Raw genomic sequence first — 24,157 nt, 5'->3', positions numbered from 1 at the left:
TAAAGAGTTAGTCGGACGGTTTTACTTATTATTTTTTCAACTTTTCCACGCCATCTTTGACGGCATCAACTGCATCTTCAGCAGAATCCTTAACGGCTTCGGCAGCATCAGATAACTTGTCTTTCGCCTTACCAAAAAGTCCCTGTGCTTTACCTTGTGCTTCGCGACTCTTGTCACCGGTAACTTTGCCCTCAACTTCTTTTGCTTTACCAGCAACCTTGTCCTGAGCATTATCAAACTTATCTTCAACTGACATATAATGTCCTCCTTGAACTTTATTTGATGTCACATATATAGTATAACTTAAATGTAAGCGCTTGTAAACAACTTACAGTAAAGTTACATTGTATATTTAACAGCTGATCTTCCATCATAGAGAAAACAATTAGTCATTTAATTTATAGTTAATCCTCGTTAAATATTCAAATTACATAATAATGTCACATGCCATCCACTCGTTTCTGTGGGTGGTTTGTCTATGTCAATATTTATTCTCAAAATCGAGTGTGTACGCCTTTTACAGAATTTGATATAATTTTTACTAAGCTCATTAAGGAGTCATCATGACAATTATTTTTCTTTACACTTTTATTTTATTCGTAACACTCTGTTTAATTACTTTTTTATTCGTCGGAATTATAATTCGCAGCCGCGGAACAATCATTATCACCTCTTTTGGTATTGTTATTCAAACAATACTGTTTTGTTTTTTTCGTTTCTTTATGTTCACATAAATTATCTATAATCCATTTGTTTGACCAATATTCTTATTGCAGTCTTTTTGCTATTTCAGACGCAATAACTGTATAAAAGTCGATATTCCGTTGGATTTTTCTCAGGCCATCTGTGATAAAATAGCAGTAGCAAAAACATCGGAGAATATGATAGTGCCCTTTTCATTGTTATTTGTTCTGACCCTTCTATTAACTGCACTGTTAATCGCTGGACTAATCCTTCATAATCGTTATATGATCATCACAGCTGTTGTAGGGATTGTAGTGCAAATTATTGTGCTCATTTATTTGTGTTTCATATTTATTCCATCACTATAAAAATAGTCACATTGAGCCAAACGTTACGCTTTGTTTGATAAGCGGTCTATTTGAATAAAGATAATTGCTGTGATAACATGAACGGTAGTAGTCGTGCCTTATGTTTTGCATTTAATTTCAAGCAATCACGATTAAAATTAGGGAGAATATTTTATGAAAAAAGTGTCAGTTTTTGTTTTAATGATTTCACTCATACTTATGTTTGCGTCTTTGATTAGTTGGATTATGAGCCAACCAACTTTTGCTATTATTGCCTCTAACTTAGGCTTGCTTATTTTAGCAATTTCATATCTTTGGGAAAACCGCAATAATTTCTTGAAATAAAAAGTCCTTCTGGACGTACATATTAATTAAATAAAGACAGATAATTTGTCGAAAAAAATAAACCTCATTTGAGGTTTATTTTTTTGGAGATTATTCCCATTCAACTGTTGCAGGTGGCTTAGCCGTAATATCATACACCACGCGGTTAATATGACCAACTTCATTGACAATACGAGCTGATATTTTTTGCAATAATTCCCATGGCATACGTGCAAAATCAGCTGTCATACCATCGACAGAAGTAATGGCACGAATTGCTATCGTGTAATCGTAAGTACGGTAATCACCCATGACACCAACTGAACGGACACCAGTCAATACCGTAAAGTATTGCCATATGTCTCCTTCTAGACCAGCTTTGGCGATTTCATCACGCAAAATCCAATCAGAGTCACGTACAATTTCTAACTTGTCTTCAGTGATGTCTCCTAGAATACGAATCCCTAATCCAGGGCCAGGGAATGGTTGACGCCAAACCATTTCGTGTGGCATATTCAACTTTTCACCTAATTCACGAACCTCATCCTTAAATAATGTGTTAAGTGGCTCAATTAGCTGGAATTGCATATCCTCTGGTAAGCCACCAACGTTATGATGTGACTTGATAGTTTGTGCCGTATCGGTACCAGATTCAATCACATCAGTATATAGCGTACCCTGTGCTAAGAATTCAATGCCATCTAACTTTTTAGCCTCATCATTGAAAACTTGGATAAACTCATTTCCAATAATCTTTCGCTTTTGTTCAGGATCTGAAACACCGGCCAATTTATCCAAAAAACGTTCTTGGGCATCAACTTTAATGATGTTTAATCCAAACTTGCCACCCAACATTGTCATCACCTGATCTGCTTCGTTTTTACGGAGCAAGCCATGATCCACAAATATAGATGTCAATTGGTCACCAATCGCGCGGTGCAACAAAACACCAACAACGGATGAATCAACACCACCTGATAGTCCAAGCAATACCTTTTTATCGCCTACAATTTCGCGAATTTTTTGAATTTGTTCATCAATAAATCCACTCATGTCCCAGTTAGATTCTGCTTCAGCAATATTTTTAACAAAATTCGTTAAAATTTGCTTACCATTTTCTGACAAGGTCGTTTCTGCGTGGAACTGAACCCCATACAAGCGACGCTCTTCGTTAGCAATAGCAGCAATTGGTGTTTTATCTGAGCCACCAATCACTTTAAATCCTTCAGGTAATTCAATGACATTATCTGAATGGCTCATCAAAACAGTTTGTGATACTGGTGTATCAGCTAATAATCGCCCAGCAGACTCAGTTTGTTGTAGGACAGTTTGTCCAAATTCGCCATTGCCTGGATTAGCTTCAACTTTACCGCCTAATTCTTGTGCCATTAGTTGCATACCGTAGCATACACCTAAAACTGGAATATCTAAATTAAATATTTCGCTATCAATGGTAAACGCATTTTCCTCATAAACCGACTTAGGACCACCAGACAAGATGATGGCCTTGGGATTATAGGACTTGATTTCTTCGGCAGTCATATTACGTGACTTAAGTTCTGAAAACACACCCATTTCACGTATACGTCGTGTGATTAATTGATTATATTGGCTTCCATAGTCTAAAACTAAGACTTTATCAAGTTTGTCAACCATTGCTTATCCTTTCGCGTAGTTAGGCGCTTGTTTAGTAATTTCAACATCATGTGGATGTGATTCACGCAAACCGTTATCTGTTATTTGAACAATCTTAGCATTCAATTTTAGGCTTTCAATTGTTTGTGACCCCGTGTAACCCATTCCGGCACGTAATCCACCATCAGTTTGGAAGATTGCATCATCAATTGACATATCTCCTTCTTTAAACGAACCGTCAGATTCCAGTACTGATCCTTTTAACAGATCTGATACCATTGTCGCATCTGCCCCTGCTGCAATCGCTTTAACAATGTCACCCGAATAATGAATACCACCAACAGCAATGACTGATTTGTTGTCATATGCAGCTGCCACATCTGCAATATTCATTGTGACTGTTAAGAATGGGTATGTAATGTCGTTTGGTAGTAATGAGTCAACTGAACGTCCTGCAAGTATTGTATCTGCTCCTGCTTCATATAAAGCAGCAGCAATGCTTTGATCTTCAACGACACCAACAGCAATGAACAAATCTGGATATGCTTGTCGTATTTGCTTAATAAGATCACGCGTATTCTTAGCTAACGCTCCATGCAAATAAAAGAATATAGCATCCGCTCCTGCATTAACCAATGCAGCAACACGAGTTTCTGCACCAGCCACTAACCACACTTCAGCTGCTACACGTAAATGATTCTGTGAATCAACTAAAGCATTAGGATATTTTTCAGTATCAACGACTGTCTCCTTAACTTGTTGCAAACTGGCTACTTGTTTTGATAAATCTTCTTGCTCAGCAACAACGCCTAACCCACCATTCAAAGCAGTTGGCGCAACACGTGTATCTGTTTCCGGACCAAAAGCCTCTGAAACAAGCGGAATATTTAATTCAAAATTTTCTGACAATTGTGTACGCAAGGTAACACTATATGGTAAAACATTTGAGGCTCCTGGTACTAACAAAACTTGATCGTAGCCAAGACCTATAAACTCTGTATTTTCAGGCATGATTTTCTCCAAAGATGATTGAACTATTATTTGCAATGATAATTAGAATTGGGCAGCAACAACAGGCTTTTGCTTATCTGTTGCTGCTTCGAAATCAAATACTTCGCTATCACGTGCGATATGCTCATGATTAACTAAGTCATCAATCGTCGTTTCTCCTAATTGTGCCATTTTTTTATGAATATCTACTAACATAGCATTTAAAATGGTTGTCAAATCGCCTTTATATGTAACACGAGCTTCAATACCTTCTGGTACCATCTTTTTAGCTTCGTTCACTTCACCTTGGAAGTAACGATCCTTTGATCCATTTTCCATCGCAGCAATTGAACCCATACCTCGATATGTTTTGTACTTTTGACCATTGTCCTCAAACACTTCACCGGGTGTTTCTTCCGTCCCAGAAAACATTGATCCAAGCATAACCGCATTCCCACCAGCTGATATTGCTTTAACAATATCTAATGATGTTTTAACACCGCCATCAGCAATGATTTTCTTGCCACGTGCAGCCGCTTCAAGGGCGGCATCACGAATAGCAGAAACTTGTGGTACACCAATACCAGCAACCACACGTGTGGTACAAATTGATCCAGGGCCAATTCCAATTTTAACAACATCAGCGCCCGCATCGTATAATGCAGCTGCACCTTCTCGAGTTGCAATATTACCAGCAATAATATTTAAATTAGGGAAAGTCGACCTCACCTCAGATACCTTGCGGATAACGCCCTCAGAATGTCCATGTGCGGAATCCAGTACAATTGCATCAGCTCCTGCTTCAACCATAGCTTGCACACGATCTACAGTGTCATTCGTTACACCAACGGCACCAGCAACAAGCAGATGTCCTTCAGCATCAACAGCCGCATTAGGAAAGTCCGCTGAGTCAAACGTTGCCGTTTTAACCTTGCGAACTTCATCAGCCTGTGCACTAATTGTCATATTTTTATGAATGACACCAAGGCCACCTAACTTAGCTAAAGCTGTGGCAAAGCGTGCTTCTGTCACTGTATCCATCGCAGCTGATAGTAATGGAATATTAAGCTTCAAAGTAGGTGTTAAGCTTGTGGTCACCGAAACAGATTCAGGTGTCACAGTTGACTGTAAGTCGTCAACTAACTTGACGTCTTCAAATGTTAATCCCATTGGGACAAACTTGTTTGTTGAACTAAACTTCTGCATAAGATCCTCCAAAATAAACATGCATTCTACCTTTGTCGTATAAACAAATAAACAATTGAACCCATCCCCAGTAGGTATTGCAATTTGTTTTTAACACGAACTTCACCGGTAGTTTATATAATTTAATCAGGCCTTTTTGTTAACACAATTGTTAACGGATCCGCCATCATCTTTAAACACAAAAAAAGCATCTGGGACACAGAGATCCACAAATGCTTTTGAATCGTCAAAAACATTTGCGGATAGTCACGACTTTTGGGGCGTGGTAGAAACTGTTGGCCGTTTTCCAACGATATATCTGCAAATAACTTCTTTAGTTGTTGTTATCATATTACCCGCTTTTATGAGAAAAAGCAACCGTTAGTTAGGCAGGAAAAAACCATCTGACTTGACTTAAAATTTTCCTAGAAATATGTAATTTACAACTAATTAAACACTCAATAACTTATAAAAAAAGCACCTGATTTTTTTATTTACAATCAGTTGCTTTTTTCTTCATATATTTATTTATCAATATTTTTTTTGCTATCTTGCTTGTAGTCATCAATTGTATCTTTAACGGCTTCCTCTGCTGCATCCTTGATATCAGTTACAGCGTCTTTTGCCTTACCGAAAATGTTTTGGGTTTTACCTTGTAATTCCCGTTGTTTGTCACCAGTAACTTTCCCCTCAACTTCCTTTGCTTTTCCAGCAATCTTGTCCTTGGCATTATCAAATTTTTCTTCAACTGTCATCGTACATGTTCTCCTTGAGGTTTATTCAATGTTACAAATCAATCATATCGTAGTACATAATGTTTGTAAATTATTTTGATTCTAATAATGGGTCCATTTACCTCAAAAAGTGCAAAACAAAAAGCCACACGGGGGTGAGTGGCTTTCGCAAAAGTTCAAGTTTTCTCATTGAAGATCAACCAAACTATATTATTAATTATAAGTTCTCTAAAAGCAGGTTACAAGCCAAAACGATAGTCAATAAAACAAGGATTGTTCAAAAGAAAAAGCACCTGCTACGGCGCTTAAATAATGCAATGCTGACAAACAGATAAATGAAATTGTAAGTTACAATTATCTAATCATGGAAGAAATGTGTAGTAACTGTCAGTAATTACAATAGTAAAATGAGCTTACTTAAAGTAACTCATGAATTAATTATACCACATAAAAGTAATGGTTACTATTTATTTAAAAATAAAATAAAAAGCACTTATCCCTCTTGATGGATTAGTGCTCATACTACAATTAGTCTCTTGCTTTGATGCACCAAATCACTTAATTGAACCGGCGAAAGATGGCAAAAAGTTCGGTGAAATCGTTTCAACGCGTACATTCAATCCAGGCTTTGGTGCGGCAATATACTGATTATTGCCAATATAAATAGCCACATGGTATGAAGCGCCTGGCGTACCCCAAAATAGTAAGTCACCTGGCTGAGCTTGAGAAACCGACTTCTTTTGAGTGTACATTTCTTGTTCAACGGACGAGTGTGGTAATGAGATGCCGGCAGCATTTTTGAAAACATAACTCACTAATCCAGAGCAATCCAACCCAGTTGAAGGCGTTCCTCCACCCCAAACATAAGGAATATTTTGTGCTACCAATTGTTGCGCTAGCGCAATAATTGCGGCAGAATTTCCAGACGCAGATTGTGTTGTATTAGAATTTACTATTTGACTGACAGACCCAGTAGAAAGATTGACTAAATTACCGTTGCTGTTCGTAGTTGAAGATAGCTGATTATACTGTTGCCCAGCACTCGACTCGGAACTTGAAACAGCAGCTGCACCGTAAGAACTATTGATGTTGGCTGAAGCATCTGTTGCAGTTGAATCTGCAGAACTCGTATAAGCTGTAGCGTCACTTGCAGCTGTTGTCTCACTACTACTAGTATTGCCTGATGTGTTTTGCGTTTCTGACGCTACATCTGCCGTGCTAGACGTTGTTGAAGAGGTGGCCTCCGTCGCTGAACTTGTTTCTTCATCTGATCCGCTCGAGACTGCCGAACTCTCTGTCACTGAACTCTCTGAACTTGATGGCGCTGATTCTCCACTTGACACACTAGAATCTGTGGTGCTTGCCAACGTTGATTCTTCACTTGATGGAGTCGAAGATACTGAGCTTTCAGCTGCTGAGCTCGAGGCCAACGAATCTTGACTGGAAGTACTAGAAGTGACTGAAGATTCCGTTGATTCTACGTTACCAGCTGCTGACACCTCTGAAACAGGTGCGCTAGCGGCAGTTTGCAACGAGTCAGCGTAGGAATCAGTACTTTTATTAATGTCTGTTGGTGATTGATCAGCCACTGTTGTTTGTGTATCGGCGCCAACACTAGTTGGCAAGTTTAATGTTTGCCCTACTGATATCAAATCAGAATTATTATTCTCACTCACGAGATCATCTACATTCAAATTATGATTATGAGCAATCGACCAAAGAGAATCTCCAGCCTTTACTTTATATGATGTTAATTTAGTAGTGGCTTTTTGGGAAACTTTTTTCTCAGCTGGTGTCTCAATATGAGCTACTTTATCTTTTGGTATTGTTAAACTCTTTTGAGTGAGATTAACCGTTTTATTATCAATTAGTCCAGCAGCTTCGGCAACAGAATTAACAGCCTTGTTGACAGTGCTTTTAACATCATCAGCATGGGCGATACCCGAGCCAACGCCTACCAGACCTAATAAACTCAGTCCTGAAGCTACTACTTTTTTATCCAGTCGTTCCATATTTCCCTACCTTTCCACTCTAAACACCACAATCAGTGTTATTTTTTACTCTCAATGTTTAAATTTTTCTTAACATTTTAATTCTATCATGAAATTGTTAAAAAAACATAAGGAATGCACTATTGTTACTAACTTGAAATTTTATTTCTACAAAAAAACAGGGTGAATAAAATACCCCGTTTTTAATCGTTTGTAATAAAATTATTGATCACTTTTTAAGACACCACCAACCGCATAATGGTCTTTTGGCATTTCGCGTAAAATAACGTGAACAGCTTCTCGTGATGCGCCTGCGTCCTCAACAATAACATTGGTAATGTCTTTCACCATTTTGGCAAGTTGTTCGTGAGTACGACCTTCAAGCAATTCGACTTGTACTATTGGCATAAGTATTCTCCTTCTATTTCCTATATTTTACTTTTTATCGTCTAAATTTTCAAGTTGCTCTTCTAGCCGTTGTTCAGCTTCAATCTGCGCCTCGACGGTTTCAACTTTTGGAACAGCGACCGCCCGCTTCATCTGCAGCTGACGGTCAGCATCAAGAAACTCCCCTGAAACACTAACTGTGTTCATTAAATTGATAAACGCTTTTGGATCAGCACGATGGACGACCTCTTGCATTTCAAATAATTCGTAACGGGAAAGAACCATCATTAATGTTGTCGAATCACGTTTGGTATAGGCGCCTTTCGATGGTAAAATGGTAATTCCTCGGATTAGGTCTTTGTGCAACTCTGCAACGACTTCATCCCCTTTGGAGGTCACAATCATTGCCGTCAACTTCTGATAACCAGTATATAGCGTATCAACAACACGACCGGTTGCATAAATACCAATGATTGTGAATAAGGCATTTTGCCAGCCTATAAATGAACCAGCAATAACAACAACGCCGAAATTAATCACGTTCATCAGCGCACCAATCGATTTTCCGGTCCGCTTTTGAACAACCATCGCGACAATATCCATGCCACCTGTTGAAAAACCATATCTCATGGCTAATCCGATCGAAGCACCAATTAATAAGCCACCAAATAAGGCTGCTAACAGCGGATTCGTGGTTAGGGCTTGTGTTGGCGCAATAATTTGAACAGCAGATACGAATAGTGAATTAGCAAAGCTCAATATTGTAAATTTACCACCAATCATTTTCCAACCAACAATTCCAACTGGAATGTTGAATATCATAATAAATGTTCCAGTAGGCATGCTAACGTGGAAAAAGTTTTGGGAGAACAAAGATAATAGCTGCGCAATACCGTTAAATCCACCTGAGAAAACATTATTAGGAATTAAAAAAGCGTTTAATCCAACTACTTGTACAACTGAACTAGCAAAAAAGATGAGTATCGTAAGTAGTACTTTTCGCCAGTTAATTTTAATATTTTTCATCGCCCAACACTCCACAAAATTCAAATTACATCATTCTTTATCATAACAAAAAAAGTCACGAATATGTTCGTGACTTTTTGTTTTGCTCAATTATATTAACCTTTACGCATTTTACATTTTTTCTAAACGATCAATACGTTCTTCAATTGGTGGATGCGTATCAAACAAACGCTCCTTGTTCTTCAAAGGATTACTAATATACAATGCAGCTGATGAAGAATCCACATCCTTCATCGGCTGTGCGTTACCTAATTTTCGTAATGCTGAAATCAATCCTTGTGGGTTTCTCGTTAGCTCCGCACTACCAGCATCAGCAAGATATTCACGGTTACGTGAAATCGCCATTTGAATTGCTGCAGCAGCCAACGGTGCTAAAACCATCATTAAAATCGAAAATACTAACAACAGTATTTGTAAACCACCACCACCATTACGATCATCATTCCGTCGCCTATCACCACTGCCCCAAAACCACCAATTACCACCAATATTAGTTAATAGTGTGATAGCAGCGGCTAAGGCTAAAGCAATAGTTGAAATTCGTATGTCGTAGTTGCGCACATGGCTCATTTCGTGAGCGATAACACCCTCTAACTCGCTTCGGTTCATAATCTTCAGTAGCCCAGTAGTGGCGGCAACTGCCGAATGCTCAGGATTATTTCCGGTAGCAAAAGCATTAGGACTATCGTCATCAATAATAAATACCCGTGGCATCGGTACTTGAGCAACCATCGCCATGTCCTCGACTGTGTGCCACAGTTCTGGAGCTTGGTCAGCATTTTTGATTTCGTGACCATGGTTCATCGCCATGACTACATTAGTTGAATTACTAACCATAATAATTGTGTAAATAGCACCAATAACTATGGCCGCAACTACGCCAGTTTCTAAGGAATTAAGCAATAGGTAACCTACTGCAGCTCCGACTAAGGCTACCAAAATAAAAAATACAAATAATAATACAATGGTGCGCCGTTTATTTGATTGTATTTGTTGGTACAACATTAGAACTTAACCGTAGGGACTTCTTTCTCAGCTTCTGGGACTTGCAAAAATTCACTAGGTTCAAAATGATGAATTCCCGCAACAATATTACTTGGAAATTGTTGTAACTTCGTATTGTAAAGTGCTGTTGTTGAATTAAACAACTGACGTGAATAGGCAATCTTGTTTTCCGTGTTTGTTAGTTCTTCTTGCAACTTTGTAAAGTTTGTATTAGCTTTCAAATCAGGATAAGCTTCAGCACGGGCAAAGAATCCAGATAAAACACCAGTCAATTGGTTTGAGGCAACCATTTTATCAGCCGGCGTTGCGGCCCGTTCCACCTCTTGACGAAGTTTCGTTACTTCTTCTAACGTACCGCTTTCATGCTTAGCGTACCCCTTAACAGTTTCCACTAAATTTGGAATCAAATCATTACGACGCTTTAATTGAACGTCAATCTGGCTCCAAGATTCTTTTGTTTGCATGCGTGTTTTTACAAGCGAGTTGTAAATGCTAACCCAAGCAACAGCGATAATTACAACGATCGCAATTATAATCAATATTGTCATAATGTTTCCTCTTTCTAATCGACGCCAGTTTTGGCTTTAATCCACAAAAACTGCACGTTTGTCCTTCAGACCAACTTCATTAAACCATTTTTCATACCAGTTGGCAAAAAAAGGTAATTGTTGAAACAGTGTATAAATTGTAACACGTTTATTATTATCAATGATATCATATTGCCAGACCGCGTGCTCTTGTTGGTCACGGTGCTGAATAATCTCTAATGATACAGATCCTATTTTTAATACCGCTCCGTCTTTATCATTTTGTAATAACGTTAAGACAAAGTTTTGCTTTGCCGCCTCAACAAACAAACTATCAAGTATTTCAGCTGACAAATCCTTTTGCTGCATCATCAAATTTTGAGTATCTGTCATATCAAGTCCGACAATATCAATAGAATACTCGTTATCTTTTAGAAGATAGCTAATTGCTGTCAAGCGCTTTTGAAAAATAGTTAATGCCTCAACACCAGCGATTTGAATGGCTTCTGTTTGCACTAACTTCATGAAATGCACAGTGTCTAAGTAAAAACGTTTATTTACAATATCCCAGTATGCAACGCGTAAATTTTGAGATATTTCTTCTAAATAATAACCTCCTGCAGCTAAAGGTGCCTTGGTAAATTGGAAAGCCGCGTTTGGAAATTCTTCAAAATGGAGTTCAGCCACTTTTTGCATCTTTGGTAAAATGACTTGCGTATGCGATAGCGAGGTCATTTTAGCTAAGTTTGAGAAAGCCACAGCAATCCAATGTGTATTGGGGTACCAGTGTTCACTCGCTACACGCATAATTTCTGATTTATGAACGTCAAAAGCCAATATTTTTTTGGTAATATCCAATATTTCAGCAGTCTGATTGGCTTCAGAAAGTGCTTCAATTAACACTTGCCACCGTTGAAACACTTCTAAGTCTTTCTTCAATTGTTGTGAATAATTATAAGTATCAAAATTCATATCATTTCTTCTGCAATAGTGTTTTCAAGTAGTCAACATAAAGGTGATCTACTTTTTGAATGAAAGCGTCAATGTCATCAAAATGTGACAATATTTCTTCGATTTCTAGGTGACGTAAAGCGTCATCTTTTTCCAATTGAAGCATTTCGGATTCGTGTTCAGCTAACTTAGCTTTTACTTCAGGAACTCTTTGCTGCGAGGCCAACAACAAATCACGTTTATTTTCTAATTCTTCCCGAGCCTTTTTATCAGTACGTCCTAGCAGTCCAGATTTATTTTCTTTTAGTTGAGCTAACTGATCATTTAAAACTTGCACTTCTAAATTCCGTTTAGTTTCATCGTCCAAAAAAGTTTGTAAGCCATTCGTAATTTGTTTTATTTCACGAATTTGAATATCATTGATATTTGCACCAGTTGGCAATTTAATTGTTTCTTGCCATTCACTGACTATTTTTTTATTAATTGTTAACGTGAGCGACAACACGTCTAAGATTGCAAATTGGCGGTGATCCCACCAAGTGCCAATATACACTTGATAAATTGATGGTTCATCGCTGGTTGCCACAAAATCAAAAAAACTAAACTGTTGTTTTAAATATTTCAATAATTCAGGTGCTAAGAAAATTGCCAGATTATCATGAATGTCAGTAACCATTTGGGCGAGTAAGGCATTAGAATCTGCATGAGGACGTTGGCGAATTTGCTCGTTAAATTTTTTGGAGTCAAGTAATTCATATACTTGGGGCACCTGTTGGTTCATTACAGCAGACTGTAATTGTCCGAGGTACATAATTTTACTATCGAGCCGATTGATTAATTCTGGCTGCAACACAGTTTGAGAATCTGTCATTGTTTTGCCTCCGCTAAAAGCTTAATTTAAAACCTAATTTTAGCATACCCTATATAATCCTCAAAAAGTACTATCTTAAGAATTTTTTATTGTCTTTATAGGTGTTATTTATCATAAAAAAAACGATGAAAAATCATCGTTTTGGTTGCAGTATTTTAGGAATATAACGCATTCTTCGGCCTAATAACTCATCTCCCAAGCCCATTCGCAAATACATTATGATTAACAAAGCGCCACCAATCAAGACCGCACTAAAAGTTGTCACAGTAACCGAGAACTTTGTATCCATTGGGAAAATAAAGTTGTCCATAGCAAAGACGATAATATAGGCAACAATAGCCATTAGGGCTGAAGCCATAAACATTTGCCATAGTTCTTTACCAATCATACTAAATGAAACACCATAAACCTTTTGCAAAAAGTCCAACATATAGAGAATTGAAATGAACATGCCAATCACGCTCGTCATCAAAGCACCCATACCTTCAAAATAGCGTATCAATGGAATCTGCAAAACGATTTTAATGATAATGCCAACAAAGAATGCTTTCATAACAATTTTAACTTCTGAAAGAGCTTGTAATACAAATGCAAGCAACATGAACAAACTAAATACCAATGCCAAGATTGTTGAGTATTGTAGCATGTAAATACCTTCTTGGTTTGAGGCCTCAATTGGATAGAACATTTTATACAAAGGTTCTGCAATTGCATACATTCCCAAAACACTAGGCAACATAATCAAAGAGAACAACTTCAATACCTGCTTTAATTGATCTTGAATCGTTTCATAAGTTAACGCAGCTTTACTACCTGATAACATTGGTAACGCTGTCGCCGCTATACTAGTTGAAAATGGCACAATAATCATTATGAGCTTATTGGGATTTGCACTAAAGAGTGAAAATTTTTCCAACAAATCCGATTTAGAAACGGAAAAAAAGTGATTCATTATGCTAAAGAATGAATACTGATCGACAGCTTGAAACAGTGTTATAGCAGAGCCAATAATGATAAATGGCCATGATTCTTTCAAAATATTTAGCACTAAACTGAGTGTTCTAGCCTTTTCGTGTTTTACAGAGTGAAGCACTGGTCGGGACAATATATGACGATACTTCACCCATCCCCACATTAATACCAACATACTAAAAATGGCACCAATAAATGCTGCAAAAGTTGATTGCACAACTACACCAGTCCAATTATCTGGGTCAGCTTTTAACACAATAACTGCCATTACTAGCATGTAAACAACCCGAGCAATTTGTTCTACAACCTGTGACATGGCTGATATACTCATTAATTGATGCCCTTGAAATAAGCCACGGATCATTGACATTAAAGGAAAAATAGCTACCGCCGGTGCTAAGGAATGAAGTACTGGAATAACATCAGCATTGTCATTGGATAAGGCGGGAGCAGCAAAGTACAAAATCAAACCAAACACTATGCCTAGTACAATACCCAAGGCCATAGATTGCCTTGTTAACTGCCTTGATCGGTAGACATCGTTTTTAGCTGCCAATTCCGCGACTACTTTTGAAATGGCTGCAGGAATACCAAATGTAGCTATCGCTAAAAAGATTGCATAGATGGTATATCCTTGGTTAAATAAGCCGTTCGCTCTTGTACCGTAGCTACCAAGCATGGCCATCCACGGAATTAAGTATACAACGCCTAAGACGCGTGAAACCATGTTTCCAACGGACAACCACGCTGAACCTTTAATTAATGTTGCTTGATTGCTTTCTTTTGTCGTTGGTTGTTTCTCTAGAGAGCTATCAGCAGTAGATAGTTGTTCTGGAACCTGCAAATTAGGTTTCTTTTTTATAATTTTTTGCCGTGCACGAATATTTTTCTCTTTAATAGCCAAAATTTCTTGTTCTGTTGGCTGAGGTATAGTAGCATGGCTACGTGACTTCCGTGTCGTTTTTGGTCCCAGATTACGTTTTTCTTGTAAGTGCCGTCCTGCCAATGCTAGAATTTCATCAGCCGTTAACGTTTTACCGTCAACATCTGTTTTATCAACGCGACTATTACCGTTGAATTTTTCTGGACGTTGATCATTCGTCATGTTTGAGACCTCATTTTTAATTATGTACCCCGCAAAAACGGGATTATTGCTTTTCTTCAACTAGCAATAAAGTATAAATTTGTTAACTCGATATCTTAACCTACCACAATATTAACAAACTTACCAGGAATCGCAATTATTTTGCGAATTTCCTTACCAGAAATAAAGTTCTGGACATTTTCATCAGCCTTAGCATAGTCGAGCATAGCATCTTTATCAATGTTACGAGCAACAGTGGCTTTACCACGCACTTTACCATTCACTTGGAAAATAATTTCCACACTATCTTCAACAAGCTGACTTTCGTCATAAGTTGGCCATGAAACGTAACTAATATCCTCTTCATGTCCAAGTTTTGACCATAGTTCTTCAGCTAAGTGTGGTGCAATCGGCGCCAACATTTGAACAAAACCATCCATATACTGGACAGGTAAGGCTTCTGATTTATATGCTTCATTAACAAAAACCATTAATTGAGAAATAGCTGTGTTAAATCGCATATTCTCCAAATCTTCCGAAACTTTTTTAACTGTTTGATGATAGATTTTATCTAAGTCCCCTTTGTTGACCGTTGTTACATGGTCACGTAACTTATCTTCCTCATCAACTAGCAGACGCCATACACGATCCAACCAACGACGCGATCCGGCAACGCCATCTTCAGACCAAGGCTTGCTTTGTGTCAATGGCCCCATGAACATTTCATATACACGTAATGTATCTGCGCCATAATTGTTAACAATTTCATCAGGATTAACAACATTCCCCTTAGATTTAGACATTTTCTCGTGGTTTTCACCTAAGATCATGCCTTGGTTAACTAATTTTTGGAATGGCTCTTTAGTTGGTACAACACCTAAGTCATATAAGAACTTGTGCCAAAAACGTGCATACAATAAATGCAAAACAGCGTGTTCTGCACCACCTACGTACAAATCAACATTCATCCAGTACTTTAACTTTTCAGGATCAGCCAACGCCTCTGAATTGTGCGGATCAACATAACGTAGGAAATACCATGATGAACCAGCCCACTGCGGCATGGTATTGGTCTCACGACGCCCCTTAACACCATCTTCACGAGTAACATTTAGCCAATCAGTAGCATTAGCTAATGGTGATTCTCCCGTTCCAGAAGGTTTTAATTGTTCTTGTGTCATTTCTGGTAGACGCAATGGCAATTCTGATTCAGGAACGAGGGTTTGTGTACCATCTTCCCAATGAATAACTGGAATAGGTTCACCCCAATAACGTTGACGTGAAAAGATCCAATCACGCAAGCGATAGTTAATTTGTTGATGACCAGCATTATGTTCTTCCAACCAACTAATAGCTTTATCGATGGCTTCTTGCTTATTTAACCCATCTAAGAAGCCAGAATTAATATGCGTACCATCGTCAGTGTAAGCAGCTTCTTCAACATCGCCACCTTCAATAACAGCTTTAATTGGCAAATTGAACTTTTTAGCAAATTCCCAATCACGATCATCATGTGCTGGAACAGCCATGATAGCACCAGTACCGTAAGAAGACAAAACATAGTCAGCAATCCAAATAGGTAACTTCTCACCATTGATTGGATTAGTAGCATAAGCACCTGTAAAGGCTCCGGTCTTATCTTTGTTCAAATCTGTTCGTTCCAAATCAGATTTAGTTTCTACCTCTTTTTTATAGTTGGCAATGGCTTCTTTTTGCTCTAGCGTAGTGATTTCATCTACCAGTTCATGTTCTGGTGATAGAACCATATACTGGGCACCAAACAACGTATCTGGTCGTGTGGTATAAACTTCAATTTGTTTGTCTGAATCTGCAATATTGAAGAATACAGAAGCACCAATTGACTTCCCAATCCAGTGACGTTGTTGTTCCTTAATAGCTTCTGGCCAATCTAAATCTTCCAAATCTTCAAGTAAACGATCGGCATAAGCTGTAATGCGCAAAACCCATTGTTTCATTGGCTTGCGGTAAACTGGATAACCACCACGTTCTGTCTTACCATCGATGACTTCTTCGTTGGCAACAACAATACCACCACCTGGAAAATCTGGAGCCCAGTTAACCATGATTTCATCTTCGTAGGCTAAGCCTTTTTCGTATAACTTTTCAAAAATCCATTGTGACCACTTATAATATTCAGGATCAGTTGTATTGATTTCACGCGACCAATCAATTGAAAAGCCAAGTGACTTAATTTGATTTTTAAACACTTGGACATTTTTGTTGGTGAAGCCTGCTGGATTATTACCTGTTTTAATTGCGTATTGTTCCGCAGGTAATCCAAATGCGTCCCATCCCATTGGATGCAAAACATTGAAACCTTTAGCACGCTTATAACGACTCATAATATCAGTCGCTGTATACCCCTCGGGATGCCCAACATGTAATCCTTGTCCAGAAGGATAGGGGAACATATCCATAACGTAGTACTTTTCTTTTTCTGATTTATCAGGAGCCCTAAACGTCTCGTGTTCATCCCAATATTTTTGCCACTTGGCTTCAATAGATTTGTGATCGTATGCCATAAATTTTTCCTTTTATCATTTATTTATTCTCTTTAGTGATGCATGGACGCTCCGTTGAAACAAAAAAGCCCCATATCACACCAAAAAGGCATGACACGGGGCGAAACTTAATTTTCGCGGTACCACCCATGTTCACGTATTGCTACGTCTCATTTATCTTAACGCGACAAAACGTTGCCAGCTACTTAGTTTCACTAGCAATTTAATCAACTGAGTTCCGAACTTTGTTTGGTAAGTTTCCAGCGCCACTTACTCTCTGATACCCCGCCATACGTAATAGTGTTGAACAATAATGCTATTATTATAACACAAATTACTATAATCAGGTATAATTGAATGCATGACTATTCAACAAAAGAAACAAAGATTAAGTACAGTATTGGCGACTATACTCTTTGGTATAATGACGTTTGGCGTTCTGATGAGTCCCAACTGGTTTCGCCAATTTGATATATTTTTCCAACAGTTGATCCAACATCGTGGTACCTTTACTACTTTATTTTTTACTTATATTACACAGGCTGGCAATATGACTGCAATTATTGTAGTATCAGTAATTGTTAGTATTTTTCTGGCCTATAAACATTGTTATCGCGAACTTTTATTTTTGTCCGTTAATATCATATTCTCAGCTGGAATCATTACACAAGTGCTCAAACACATGATTACTCGTGTCAGGCCACAACCACAACTTATTCAAGAGAGTGGCTACAGCTTTCCCTCTGGTCATTCTATGGCCGCAATTTTATTATATGGTTCATTAATTATTTTGATCAATTATCACCTAAAGCCAAGTTTATTCAAAACTGCCAGTGTAATTGTTCTAACCAGTTTAATTATCATTATTCCAATCAGCAGAGTGTATGTTAACGTGCATTATCCAAGTGATATTCTTGCTGGTTTATCACTTGGTTACGTGTTACTTTTTATTTCGAAGTATTTTATTTTTGATCTTAAATCAGCTACAGGAGTTCTTCATGATTCTCACAAGTAATACTTTCACACATCAATTAATTGAACAAACAGTCAAAATTAACGATATAGTTCTCGATGGCACGACGGCAAATGGTATCAATACCAGATTTTTAGCTACGAGAGTTGGGAATGCTGGAAAAGTGCTTAGCTATGCGACAACCAAGGACAATGCCAATGCTGCCGCTGCTTCGCTTTTCATGAGTGGCTTGTCAGATCGTGTAACCTTGCTGGGGAAAACATTGGATGACCAATTCATCAATGAACTTGGTTCACAAAACCAAATTAGTGTCGCCATTTTCGATTATTCTGATGACGCTAAAAATGTTAACGATCGACCAGCCGATTACCTACAACAAATTTCATACGTCTTACCGCGGCTAACCCACGGGGGTTTACTCATTATTAAATTTGAGCAAGTCCCTGAAGCATGGCATGAATATAAAAATAATCTACTTGAGGCCGACTATTCACAAGTCAGTTATATTACAAGGTTCGTCCAAACGGATGTTATTGAAAGGATTTAATGATGAAAAAATTTTTGCCGCATATTATTATGGGAATCATATTAATCATTAGCATTGTTGGCATTTTACTGATGACACAGCAAAAAACAGCTAGTACAAAAAAAGATCCTAAACTAGATAAAGTTGCCCTCCCTCAACTAACAACTAAAATTGCTAAAAACGAGAGTAAGCTCATCATGAAGACAACTTATGGTGACATCACCATAAAACTCTTCAATAAATACACACCACTAGCTGTTGAAAATTTCATTACTCACGCCAAAGATGGTTACTATAACAACACATCATTTCATCGTGTTATTAATAATTTTATGATTCAAGGTGGTGATCCAACAGGTACAGGTAGTGGTGGGCAATCAATTTGGAAAGGTAAAGACAAGAATATCGATAGTGGTAACGGATTTAAAAATGAAATTAGTACCTCACTATACAATATTCGTGGCGCTGTTTCAATGGCAAATGCAGGTACAGACACTAATGCTAGTCAGTTCTTCATTGTCCAAAACCCAGAAGATGTTTCAAGTGGCGTCAACCCCAATATTTACCCGACAAAAATTGTCAATGCTTATAAAAAAGGCGGCTATCCTAGTTTGGATGGTAATTACACTGTATTTGGCCAAGTCATTGATGGCATGGCGGTAGTAGATAAAATAGCCAACGCTAAAGTTAGCGCAACTTCAAGTGGTGAAAAATCAAAGCCAGCTAATCCCGTAAAGATTACAAATATTGAAATTATAAAAGAAGCACAATAAAAAACAGGTAGCATACGCTACCTGTTTTTTTGAGCTTCATTTTTCAAACGTCCGCATAATCAAAACATCTACTTTAGAAACCTGTGTTACGAAGGATGGTACCGTACCTGCCATCGCTCTTTGTAAACGGCTCAGCCCGGTTTCACCAATCACAATTAAATCATTATGGTGGTCCTTCGGGAAATCACGCGCAATCACGCGCTTTGGTGAACCAAAACGTACATGAATATCGACATCATTATGCCCCAATGACTTAGCGTAATCAAAAGATTCATTAATAGCCTTTTCTGCAGTTTGTTCCATTTGGTAAACCACGTCTTCATTCATTGCGATCGAACCAAAATAACCACCACCTGTGGTATCCACTACTGTCAAAATATCAATGTGTGAATCAGGAGCAAACGCAACAACTTTTTTTATCAATGTGTTTGAAACTTCTGAACCATCAATTGCAACCAAAATGTTATTATATGCCATACGCCTATCCCTCTTATTTCTTAATAACTACATTATAGCGCTATTAAAAAAATAATGTAAGCGCTTTTAATAGATTACATTTCTTTCTGTAAGTTATTCATGATCCGATAGCCTTCGTCCTGTCCAATAATAACTTGATCCGCAACATTTAGAAATAACCCATGCTCAACGATACCAATCTGTCCATCTAAATAACGCCCTAGTTCAAACGGCTGATCAATTTGTTCTAAATCTAGATCAACAATATAGTGTCCTAAGTCCGTTACTAGCGGTTGCTGATGGTTGTCTAGACGTAATTTGGGGTGCAAATGACGCTTTTTTAGTTCAGCTATTAGTTTACCACTGCCAAATGCTACTACTTCTACTGGCAAAGGAAATTGTCCCAGTTTACTATGCAGCTTCTGTTCGTCAATAATCCAAATCACACGTCTAGAATATCTCGCGACAATTTTCTCCATTAAGAAAGCTGCTCCACCACCTTTGATGCCATTTAAATGCTGATCAACCTCATCCGCACCATCAATTGTTAAATCTATCATTGGTACTAAGTCAATATCACGAATCGGAATACCAAGTTCTTCCGCACGTCTGGCAGTCTTTGTTGAGGTGGTCACGCCAATAATAGTCATTTGTTCATCTTGAATACGTTTAGCTAATGCATCTAAAAAGTATGCTATCGTAGAACCTGTTCCAAGACCAACAACCATTCCATCTTCTATTAGTGTGGCGGCAAATTCACCGGCATGTTTCTTTTGCTTGTTCATCTTTTTGTTTTACAACACTTTTTCTAAGAATTCTTGTGCCCGCTTTGTCTTTGGCTTATCAAAGAATGATTGTGGTGTAGCAATCTCTTGTATACCACCGTCAGCCATAAACCATACAGTATCCGCTACTTCACGTGCAAACCCCATCTCATGCGTTACAACAATCATGGTCATTCCATCTTCTGCCAACTGCTTCATCACGCCTAATACCTCACCTACCATTTCTGGATCTAAGGCACTTGTTGGCTCATCAAAGAGCAATACATCAGGAGACATTGCCAGAGCACGTGCGATCGCTACACGTTGTTTCTGCCCTCCTGAGAGACTGTCTGGATAAACAGTTCCTTTATCGGCTAGGCCAACTTGAGCAAGTAGCTTTTCAGCAGTTTCTGTTGCTTCCTTGTCGCTAATATTTTTAACTTTTACCGGTGCTAATTTAATGTTCTCAATCACAGACAAATTTGGAAACAAATTAAAGCTTTGAAACACCATACCCATTTTTTCACGTAACTGATCCAACTCTTTTTCAGACAGATTTGTTAAATCCTGATCCTCAAAATTCACCTTACCACTAGTTGGTGCATCTAACATATTAATGGCGCGCAAAAAAGTAGATTTACCTGCGCCAGAAGGACCAATAACAGAGATAACCTCTCCTTTTTGCACAGCGACATTTACATTATCAAAAATTATTTTTTCACCAAATTGTTTTTTCAAGTTTTTTATATTCAATAACTCAGTCATTATTAATCTCCATTTCTAATGTTAATTACTATTATACAGTGTTATAATTTATATGCATCTGTTATTCGTATTAAACTGAATACATTGTATAATATTGCATAAAACTAACTTTAATAAACTATATATGGAGACTACTAATGGCTAAAATTGTAAATCGTGAAGAAAAAGTATCAAATTCATTCGAAGATCTCATTTCATTACCAACTAGTGAAAGTAATGAAGAAACTCGAAAAGCAGCACTAGGTCATGATAAAGACGAAAAGAAGAAATAAAAAAAAACACGCCTACGCGTGTTTTTTTGAATACTAATAAAATTATTAGTCTTCGATATCAGTAACTGTTCCGGCACCAACAGTGTGGCCACCTTCACGAACAGTAAACTTCAACCCTTGTTCGATGGCAACTGGTGAGATCAATTCGATTTCGAATGTCACTTGGTCACCAGGCATAACCATTTCAACACCGGCTGGCAATTCAACAACACCTGTAACATCAGTTGTGTGGAAGTAGAATTGTGGACGGTAGTTAGTGAAGAATGGTGTATGACGACCACCTTCTTCCTTTGTCAAGACATAAACTTCAGCCTTGAACTTCTTGTGTGTCTTAATTGAACCTGGCTTTGCCAAAACTTGACCACGTTCAATGTTGCTACGATCAACACCACGCAACAATGCACCAATGTTATCACCCGCTTGAGCTTCTTCCAAAGTCTTACGGAACATTTCGATACCTGTAACAGTAGTCTTTTGAACTTCGTCCTTCAAACCAACGATTTCAACTTCAGTTCCTGTAGTCAATACACCACGGTCAACACGACCAGAAGCAACTGTACCACGACCAGTGATTGTGAAGACGTCTTCGACAGGCATCAAGAATGGCTTGTCTGTTTCACGTGCTGGTTCTGGAATGTATGAATCAACAGTATCCATCAATTCTTCGATAACCTTAACTTGTTCAGGATCACCTTCCAAAGCCTTCAAAGCTGAACCCTTAAGTACAGGAATATCGTCACCTGGGAAGTCATATTCTGACAACAATTCACGAACTTCCATTTCAACCAATTCAACTAATTCTTCATCATCAACCAAATCAGTCTTGTTCAAGAAGACAACCAAGTAGTCAACACCAACTTGACGTGCCAACAAGATGTGTTCACGTGTTTGTGGCATAGGACCATCAGTTGCAGCAACAACCAAGATAGCACCATCCATTTGGGCAGCACCAGTGATCATGTTTTTAACGTAATCCGCGTGACCTGGGGCATCGATGTGGGCATAGTGACGCTTCTCTGTTTCATATTCGATATGAGAAGTGTTAATTGTGATACCACGTTCTTTTTCTTCAGGCGCGTTATCGATTTCAGCAAAATCAGTAGCATCAACACCTTGCTTTTCAGCCAATACCTTTGAGATAGCGGCAGTCAAAGTCGTCTTTCCGTGATCGACGTGTCCAATAGTACCAATGTTAACGTGGGGCTTAGTGCGAACGTAAGTTTCCTTAGCCAATGTAGTTTCCTCCAAAATTCATTTTTCAATATTATGAAAAATGTTTATAAATATATTTTACAACGCAAGCCGTCAAAAGACAACAAATAACTTGCATTTTTCCGGCTTTTGAAGCCAGAAATTATTATACCGACTTATTAAGAAAATGTAAACCGTTTTGAACTTAATTTTCAAAAAAGCTTTCAGTCAACGCATTTATTTTTTCATGCCATTGTCGTTGATTTTCTGGCTCATCTGGTTTAGAGCGACCATAATAATGTGCGATACTGTTATCAACCCATTTTTCAATATCAGTTATTGCGATATCAACTCGTGGGTATAGCAATGTTAGCTCAATGCGCATTTGATGAGCCAACATTTCTAAGGCAATGGGGTCTTCTTGCCCTAATCTGCTTTCAAGTGTTGCTGCTGCAGCTTCAAAAACTGCTGAACTAGTTAATGGCATTACATCGCTGAGCTGTATCGTATAAATTTCATCATCAAGCCAGCGGTACTTAACTACCCCATCAATCTGTAGTTTTTGCAGATCTTCTAATAAAGTTGCGCGGATAATGGGTAATGCGTACGGATCCACAAGGAGAAATTTAGCACCAACAACAAACTGTGCTACTGGTAAATGTCGCGCAGATTCGTAGCGATCACGTTGTGCTAGTAAATCATAATCACTCATATGATAAAACTGACGCGCAACAGTATCAAGTGTTGCTTTCATATTCTCTTGCGCCCGTTCTTCAGCCTGTCTAATTTCCTCTAGAACTTCATCAACGACGTCTAAATCATCCCAAAGTACAGCCAATTGTTGTGCATAAACAAAATTTTGATTTTGAACTGCAAGCGCTACAATCATTCGAAAATTAGATTCATCATCTAAATATTCTAATAGAAAGTCATCCGCATAAGATGAAGCAAGTTGATATTGCTCATCCATAAATAACGCCGTTACTAGACGATAATTAACTTTGAATGTTTGCATCTTTTCGTAAAGTGTGGCTAACGTTTCAGCAGCATCATGCCAATTTTTTTGTTTTGTCTCAATATTGGCTCGATCAATTAATTCTTGATTTTCTGGTGTTATATTTTCATCCATAATTTATTGTGCTCAAACAATATCCAAATCATGCAGTATATCATTAAAACACATGCCCTCCTTTCAAATATTC

General features: G+C 38.0%; 24 protein-coding genes and 1 riboswitch. Of the genes, 5 read left to right on the top strand and 19 right to left on the bottom strand.

From position 1 onward, the window contains the following. Positions 1 to 28: 28 nt before the first annotated feature. Complete coding sequence (locus RHP64_RS03200) at positions 29 to 256, bottom strand: CsbD family protein (protein WP_004164379.1); 228 nt, start codon at positions 254 to 256, stop codon at positions 29 to 31. Between the two features lie 949 nt (positions 257 to 1,205). Here RHP64_RS03200 and RHP64_RS03195 point away from each other — a divergent pair. Further along, entirely contained in the window at positions 1,206 to 1,376 is a 171-nt protein-coding gene (locus tag RHP64_RS03195; protein WP_011679456.1) for a hypothetical protein, read from the top strand. 90 nt (positions 1,377 to 1,466) lie between these two features. On the opposite strand, the gene guaA is transcribed toward RHP64_RS03195, so the two are convergent. The 13 genes from guaA to leuS form a co-directional block, all read right to left on the bottom strand. Continuing rightward, entirely contained in the window at positions 1,467 to 3,011 is a 1,545-nt protein-coding gene (gene guaA / locus RHP64_RS03190) for a glutamine-hydrolyzing GMP synthase (protein WP_025267889.1), read from the bottom strand. A gap of 3 nt (positions 3,012 to 3,014) precedes the next feature. Further along, entirely contained in the window at positions 3,015 to 4,001 is a 987-nt protein-coding gene (locus tag RHP64_RS03185; protein ID WP_025267888.1) for an IMP dehydrogenase, read from the bottom strand. A gap of 42 nt (positions 4,002 to 4,043) precedes the next feature. Beyond that, entirely contained in the window at positions 4,044 to 5,186 is a 1,143-nt protein-coding gene (gene guaB / locus RHP64_RS03180) for an IMP dehydrogenase (protein WP_025267887.1), read from the bottom strand. Positions 5,187 to 5,409: 223 nt separating this feature from the next. Next, positions 5,410 to 5,506: riboswitch (purine riboswitch) on the bottom strand. A gap of 183 nt (positions 5,507 to 5,689) precedes the next feature. Then, on the bottom strand, positions 5,690 to 5,920 hold the full coding sequence (locus tag RHP64_RS03175) for a CsbD family protein (protein WP_011679453.1): 231 nt from the start codon (positions 5,918 to 5,920) through the stop codon (positions 5,690 to 5,692). Positions 5,921 to 6,453: 533 nt separating this feature from the next. Then, a complete protein-coding gene (locus tag RHP64_RS03170) occupies positions 6,454 to 7,911 on the bottom strand; it encodes an NlpC/P60 family protein (protein ID WP_025267885.1) in 1,458 nt (485 codons plus the stop codon). A 201-nt stretch (positions 7,912 to 8,112) separates the two neighbouring features. Next, complete coding sequence (locus RHP64_RS03165) at positions 8,113 to 8,298, bottom strand: 2-hydroxymuconate tautomerase (RefSeq protein ID WP_004164395.1); 186 nt, start codon at positions 8,296 to 8,298, stop codon at positions 8,113 to 8,115. 27 nt (positions 8,299 to 8,325) lie between these two features. Then, entirely contained in the window at positions 8,326 to 9,303 is a 978-nt protein-coding gene (locus RHP64_RS03160; protein ID WP_011679451.1) for a YitT family protein, read from the bottom strand. Between the two features lie 111 nt (positions 9,304 to 9,414). Beyond that, complete coding sequence (gene htpX, locus RHP64_RS03155) at positions 9,415 to 10,308, bottom strand: zinc metalloprotease HtpX (RefSeq protein ID WP_011679450.1); 894 nt, start codon at positions 10,306 to 10,308, stop codon at positions 9,415 to 9,417. Then, positions 10,308 to 10,856, bottom strand: coding sequence for a LemA family protein (locus RHP64_RS03150; RefSeq protein ID WP_011679449.1), 549 nt, complete (start codon positions 10,854 to 10,856; stop codon positions 10,308 to 10,310). The genes htpX and RHP64_RS03150 overlap by 1 nt, the downstream gene beginning before the upstream one ends. A gap of 36 nt (positions 10,857 to 10,892) precedes the next feature. After that, positions 10,893 to 11,807 (bottom strand): hypothetical protein, encoded by a 915-nt coding sequence (locus RHP64_RS03145; protein ID WP_014324454.1) that lies wholly within the window; start codon positions 11,805 to 11,807, stop codon positions 10,893 to 10,895. Position 11,808: 1 nt separating this feature from the next. Further along, positions 11,809 to 12,657 (bottom strand): hypothetical protein, encoded by an 849-nt coding sequence (locus RHP64_RS03140; RefSeq protein WP_011679447.1) that lies wholly within the window; start codon positions 12,655 to 12,657, stop codon positions 11,809 to 11,811. Between the two features lie 133 nt (positions 12,658 to 12,790). Next, a complete protein-coding gene (locus tag RHP64_RS03135; protein WP_025267884.1) occupies positions 12,791 to 14,734 on the bottom strand; it encodes a putative polysaccharide biosynthesis protein in 1,944 nt (647 codons plus the stop codon). Between the two features lie 95 nt (positions 14,735 to 14,829). Next, positions 14,830 to 17,256 (bottom strand): leucine--tRNA ligase, encoded by a 2,427-nt coding sequence (gene leuS, locus RHP64_RS03130; RefSeq protein WP_014324452.1) that lies wholly within the window; start codon positions 17,254 to 17,256, stop codon positions 14,830 to 14,832. 340 nt (positions 17,257 to 17,596) lie between these two features. Between leuS and RHP64_RS03125 the strand changes: the two genes are divergently transcribed. Genes RHP64_RS03125 through RHP64_RS03115 form a run of 3 tightly spaced genes read left to right on the top strand, consistent with a single transcriptional unit; the run spans position 17,597 to position 19,507 of the window. Then, complete coding sequence (locus tag RHP64_RS03125) at positions 17,597 to 18,250, top strand: phosphatase PAP2 family protein (protein WP_025267883.1); 654 nt, start codon at positions 17,597 to 17,599, stop codon at positions 18,248 to 18,250. Further along, on the top strand, positions 18,234 to 18,755 hold the full coding sequence (locus tag RHP64_RS03120; protein WP_025267882.1) for a hypothetical protein: 522 nt from the start codon (positions 18,234 to 18,236) through the stop codon (positions 18,753 to 18,755). Before RHP64_RS03125 ends, RHP64_RS03120 begins: the two co-directional genes overlap by 17 nt. A 2-nt stretch (positions 18,756 to 18,757) precedes the next feature. Continuing rightward, positions 18,758 to 19,507 carry a peptidylprolyl isomerase gene (locus RHP64_RS03115; RefSeq protein WP_025267881.1) on the top strand — a complete coding sequence of 250 codons (750 nt, stop codon included), beginning with the start codon at positions 18,758 to 18,760 and terminating at the stop codon, positions 19,505 to 19,507. Positions 19,508 to 19,543: 36 nt separating this feature from the next. Here the strand turns inward: RHP64_RS03115 and RHP64_RS03110 are convergent, their stop codons facing one another. From RHP64_RS03110 to RHP64_RS03100, 3 genes are all read right to left on the bottom strand, one after another. Next, positions 19,544 to 19,984, bottom strand: coding sequence for a universal stress protein (locus tag RHP64_RS03110; RefSeq protein WP_011679442.1), 441 nt, complete (start codon positions 19,982 to 19,984; stop codon positions 19,544 to 19,546). Between the two features lie 74 nt (positions 19,985 to 20,058). After that, a complete protein-coding gene (gene rpiA, locus RHP64_RS03105) occupies positions 20,059 to 20,748 on the bottom strand; it encodes a ribose-5-phosphate isomerase RpiA (protein WP_025267880.1) in 690 nt (229 codons plus the stop codon). A gap of 9 nt (positions 20,749 to 20,757) precedes the next feature. Then, positions 20,758 to 21,492 (bottom strand): amino acid ABC transporter ATP-binding protein, encoded by a 735-nt coding sequence (locus RHP64_RS03100; RefSeq protein WP_014324448.1) that lies wholly within the window; start codon positions 21,490 to 21,492, stop codon positions 20,758 to 20,760. A 137-nt stretch (positions 21,493 to 21,629) separates the two neighbouring features. Between RHP64_RS03100 and RHP64_RS03095 the strand changes: the two genes are divergently transcribed. Further along, entirely contained in the window at positions 21,630 to 21,764 is a 135-nt protein-coding gene (locus tag RHP64_RS03095) for a hypothetical protein (protein ID WP_014324447.1), read from the top strand. 45 nt (positions 21,765 to 21,809) lie between these two features. Here RHP64_RS03095 and tuf read toward each other — a convergent pair whose 3' ends face one another. Together tuf and RHP64_RS03085 are read right to left on the bottom strand one after the other, a co-directional pair. Further along, complete coding sequence (gene tuf, locus RHP64_RS03090; RefSeq protein WP_014324446.1) at positions 21,810 to 22,997, bottom strand: elongation factor Tu; 1,188 nt, start codon at positions 22,995 to 22,997, stop codon at positions 21,810 to 21,812. 163 nt (positions 22,998 to 23,160) lie between these two features. Beyond that, a complete protein-coding gene (locus RHP64_RS03085; RefSeq protein WP_025267879.1) occupies positions 23,161 to 24,084 on the bottom strand; it encodes a hypothetical protein in 924 nt (307 codons plus the stop codon). Positions 24,085 to 24,157: the final 73 nt, after the last annotated feature.

It is taken from the genome of Leuconostoc sp. XM4 (assembly GCF_055698815.1).
The sequence above is the reverse complement of the archived record's forward strand: the minus strand, read 5'-3'. Positions and strand labels throughout refer to the sequence as shown.